The organism is uncultured Sunxiuqinia sp. (assembly GCF_947495665.1).
GTDB lineage: Bacteria > Bacteroidota > Bacteroidia > Bacteroidales > Prolixibacteraceae > Sunxiuqinia > Sunxiuqinia rutila.
The window spans coordinates 1-4,480 of the sequence record NZ_CANLZV010000033.1 but is presented as its reverse complement, the minus strand read 5'-3'; the positions used below and the strand labels follow the sequence as shown (position 1 = coordinate 4,480).

The following is a 4,480-nucleotide window of genomic DNA, read 5'->3' as shown; positions in this document are numbered from 1 at the left end:
CCAGTACGAGACCCGTACGCTGGGTGGTGTGAGGGGTTCCCCGCTAGGCTTTTAGCCTAGCGGCTTCCCACTCGATTATGCAAAGTTATTTTTCTGTTACAATTTGTTTTATAAGAGCAAAAAAGTCTTCAGCATAATTTATACATTTAACTGTTGTTGAAAAGTCAATGAATTTTTCGCTGTAATCGGCTAATAGTCTTTGCTCTTTTACAAATTTGAATTGGTTGTAATAATCTCTTTTTACTATTTTTTTGTTATTTACTATCTCTTTAATAAATAATTCATCCAACTGTTTATGAACTACATTTGGGCTTAAGCTTTCTTGTCTCCAATTGGCTAAAAGATTATTTTCTGCTAGAATACACCTTAAAGCTCTCATCATGGAATAATAAGCTCTATTTATTGCTGAATCATATTGATTTTGTTGTAGATTAGCTTTTGCTGTGATTAAAAAATCTTTTGCTTTTGTTAAATTTACTGTTTTTGATAAGATAGGTTTCAACAGATCATCCTTTATTTGAGAATCCAAACTATCCTCATATTTTAAGCTCTGCTCAGCTTGAATAATTAACCTATTTTGTAATTCATTTTTTGAATCAATTTGGATTTCATCTGAGCCAACTAATTCTTTGATTAACGTATATATTCTCCTTATGTTTTTTATGTTATAGTTTCTAACATCGTCATATATTGGAATATATAAAACTGTATTAAGGGGATCAATTTTACTGACTGTTTGAACAAGTTTTGCTCTTTTGTAATATTCTGCCTTAAAGTGCTCATAGAAGTCTTTGTATTCTTTCTTCTCTATTGAATATGATATTATTGAAAAAATATATGCAGTTCTCAAGGCACTTCTTAAAGATTGTTCTATTTCATCTGACTCAGATCTTAATGCTCCTAAATAAATGTTGGATTCTTCGAATAATTCATTATTGATTGGAGTATAATACTCTTTTAAAATATTTAATAGAATTTCTCCGAATGTATCGTGTCTTATCTGATCAGTAACAGATGGTATAAATTCATATTTTTGAGTTTCTTCATTTTTCTTTAACCCATATATTTCAAGGATATCACTTGCCTTATTTCTACTCTTTTTCTTTGAAGTATTTAATGTAAATGAAGCATCAATTATTTCTTTTATAATCGTATAATTAATGTCTAAGTCTTTTTGCCAATCCATTAACGAGTTTTTAATATGAATTGGCAATTTTTCCTGAATATATTTTATGTAAATATCTCTCGGTAAATCAAATCGATCCTTTCCGATTGTTACAGACATAATAGTTGAAAAATGAAATCTTCTCATTAATTATTCTTGCAGTTTGTGTGGTTTATAATTTTGCATAACGGACGCGGGTATGATGCCTAGCTTGTGTTGCGCCTGCGGCAAGCTAGGCATTATGCCCCATTGTTAGCCACAGTAATTAATTCTCTTTCAAATAATCTATTAAATCACGGTCTTTAATGAACTCGTTAAGAATATGCTTATTAAACTTATAGAGTAGATAGACAGAATTCACCACATCATCAAGCTTAAAATCTTCCTTGTAATTCCCATGTGCTAAATCAGACCTTTGAGAATAGATTCTATTAAGCTGTTGACTTAATTCTTGTAACTTATAATCTTTATCTTGGTTGTGAATTAAAGTCGCACACTTTAATTTGAATTGTTTACTAATACTGTCTTCAACATTAAATCTTGAAGTGTCAGGGTTTCTTGTAATCAAGTATTCGATTATACTAACTAATAGCAATAACATCAGTTCTGGGTCTCTCACGTTGTCATATGAAGTTTTAAGAATCCCGCCCATATGTAAAAGTTTTTGCAAAGGTGTTTGTCTTTGGCTAATTCTCAATTTCTTCCCTCTTTCTTGGTATATACCTTGTTCTATCAGGGATTCTAATTGGCTTACAGCAATTAATATTTCCTCATGTATGTCCAGCCAATATTTCCAATTCTTTTGACGTTCCTCGTCTGACTTTAATGAAAAGTTTGTATTGGTAAAAGCTTCTACAGTTTCATAAACATCTGTGTTCTTATTTGAAAAGAAAATGTCGTATGGGTTTTTATTAAGAAGAAATGATTCTCCATGATAATGACTGTCATTTTCAATTAACAAGGAAACTAAATGACAATAAGAGCTAAGAGCCTTGAATTCTTTAGCGTATTCAGAATCATTATTTGTTAACATTACATGAATCAATTCATCCTTATTTTCTAATATCTTAGAGAATTCCTCGTGTTCCTTAAAGCGGATAATTATCCATGTTTCTGACAAAATATCAAGTAAAGACTTTTCTGGATTTTGATTGTAATAGTCAAGTGAATATCCTTCTATATTAGCTTTTAAATCAGACAAACTAATACCGAGTCGAATTGATATAGGAGCCAATGATGTTTGTTCACTTCTATCTCTGTCGTCAATCGATTCTGAAATATAATTTCTTACTATTGCTATTTCTTCAGGAGTTCGAGGATTATCAAGAACAAATCCGAGTTTATTAGACAAGCATATTTCTTGTTGAATCGGAAAAATATATTTAGTTAATGCAAAAGTCATATTTTCTATTTTTTATTGTGGCTAACGGCTCGTGTATAGTGTCGTAGCGGATTACGTGAGATTTATCTCTAATTACAGCACCGAAATACGGGCGAGAGACAAAGCTTAAATTACCCACAAAACCCGCTATGCACTATACATATTGTTGGCATTAGTTATTTTTTCAACTCTAGTTTTAGTTCTGTCAATTTATTTGCTTCTATAATTTCAGCTTTCCCTTTAAGACTTCCTATCTGAATTATAATCGGCTTAATTTCTTGATTATGGACATAAAATCGAAATTCTTTTTGATATTCAAATTCCATAGGCTTGTCAAATAAGGTAAGCTTCTTACTAACTTTATCCTTGTCATAGTACTCTACAAATCCATGTAGAAACTCATAGTTGTTTTTCCTTAGCTCCGATTTAATTCTATCAAAGAAATATTGATTATCCTTAATTAATAAACAATGAGTACCAAACCGTAAATTCTTTTCATCCATTCTGAAATCCAATGGATTCTGAAATCCTTTTGATGAAATGCAATATAATGAGTACATGTTGCCTAATACTTCCTCGTAAGCCTTTTTAAGATGAACTTTCTCATAACTAAAATCTCTATCAATTCCAGGGATTCTAAATGTACCTGGCAGTGAATTAATTATTTCTGTAGCACCTTCATATTTATCACCACGCAACTCCTCATCTTCTACTTTTCGGAAATATTCAATAGTATTTATATAAATGGTTCCATTATCATATAAATCTTGAATATGTTCCTTCGCACCAATTTTAATGAACATTTTTATTGTGTGAGTCATCAGAATGATATTTCGTAATAATTAATTGTCTGATTCATTTTCTTCTAACAATTCACTAAAAATCCTTTCAAGATATCCCTCTATATCAATTTCTATTTCCAAATCTTCGGGTTCTGCAATAATATCTTTTACATTTTCAGCTTCTTCTTTACTAATCAAGTGAGCAATGTCAATAATTATTGATTCAATATCGCTTTTTAATTCATCAACTAATTTAGGTTTAAAATGCTCTATAATATTTTGGATATCTTCAACACTTTCTAGTTCAAAATAGCATTTTGATTCTTGTTCCCATGATTGTATGTAATCATGAATATTTTGTTTACCATTTATCCGATATGTCAGAATTGGGTCAATTTCAGATAAATTATCAATACACTTTTCAAATTGTTCTTTCAAATCTTTTTGGAAATTTTCTCCTATTAAAGAAGGTAGAATTTGCTTGAATAAACCTTTAAATTGTTCTGCCTCTATTTCTTCCTCTGTATATTCTTTAAACATAAGGTTTAATTTCTCTACAAGAATCCCCAAATATTTATCCATTCTTTTTGAAATAGTAATTTGGTTTCTTATTTCGAGGAGGACATACAAACTTCTTTTAATTTGGCGTATTTCAGAATACTTTATCTTGTCATTTTCATTTTTACGAGTCAATAACCACCCAATAAAAACTCCAATAAAAGGTCCTATATATTTTAAAATCTCGATTAAGTTCTCCATTCTGTCATAATTAATGCCAACACTTGTATACCCACAGTCTTGTGGATCTATTCGCTTTAGTTGGATGTGTTTTTGCTGGTTAAAACGCTGATTGTGTGCGGTGGGTGTCCGTTGGTTAGTCCTGTCATTGGTTTTTTCTTTTTTAGGTTTAGCTGATCAAGTTAGCAAAACTTTACAAAATGTATGAGTCGGTAAGCATATTTTATTTTCGTTCTAAACAAAAAATACGCACTTCCCCTACCCTTGACACCAATTTTTGGATCATTTTCAGCAAAAAAGGTACAACTGACACCATTTTTTGAACATTTTCGCCCTGTTGGTAGTGTTCATTAAACTGTGTCAATTATATTTTGCTATTAGAGTTTTAGTTTGCATCGTTCTCCAAATTTGATA

4 protein-coding genes are annotated in these 4,480 nt (G+C 30.6%); all 4 read right to left on the bottom strand.

The genetic code is table 11. The features are described from left to right. Positions 1–85 precede the first annotated feature (85 nt). Positions 86–1,312: a HEPN domain-containing protein gene (locus Q1A18_RS18895; RefSeq protein ID WP_299584671.1), complete on the bottom strand. Its 1,227-nt coding sequence runs from the start codon at positions 1,310–1,312 to the stop codon at positions 86–88. Positions 1,313–1,430: 118 nt separating this feature from the next. Further along, on the bottom strand, positions 1,431–2,567 hold the full coding sequence (locus Q1A18_RS18890) for a hypothetical protein (protein WP_299584668.1): 1,137 nt from the start codon (positions 2,565–2,567) through the stop codon (positions 1,431–1,433). A 155-nt stretch (positions 2,568–2,722) separates the two neighbouring features. After that, the gene (locus Q1A18_RS18885) at positions 2,723–3,367 is read right to left on the bottom strand and encodes a hypothetical protein (protein WP_299584665.1); all 645 of its coding nucleotides are present in this window, start codon (positions 3,365–3,367) and stop codon (positions 2,723–2,725) included. Positions 3,368–3,388: 21 nt separating this feature from the next. Then, positions 3,389–4,087: a hypothetical protein gene (locus Q1A18_RS18880; RefSeq protein ID WP_299584662.1), complete on the bottom strand. Its 699-nt coding sequence runs from the start codon at positions 4,085–4,087 to the stop codon at positions 3,389–3,391. Positions 4,088–4,480: the final 393 nt, after the last annotated feature.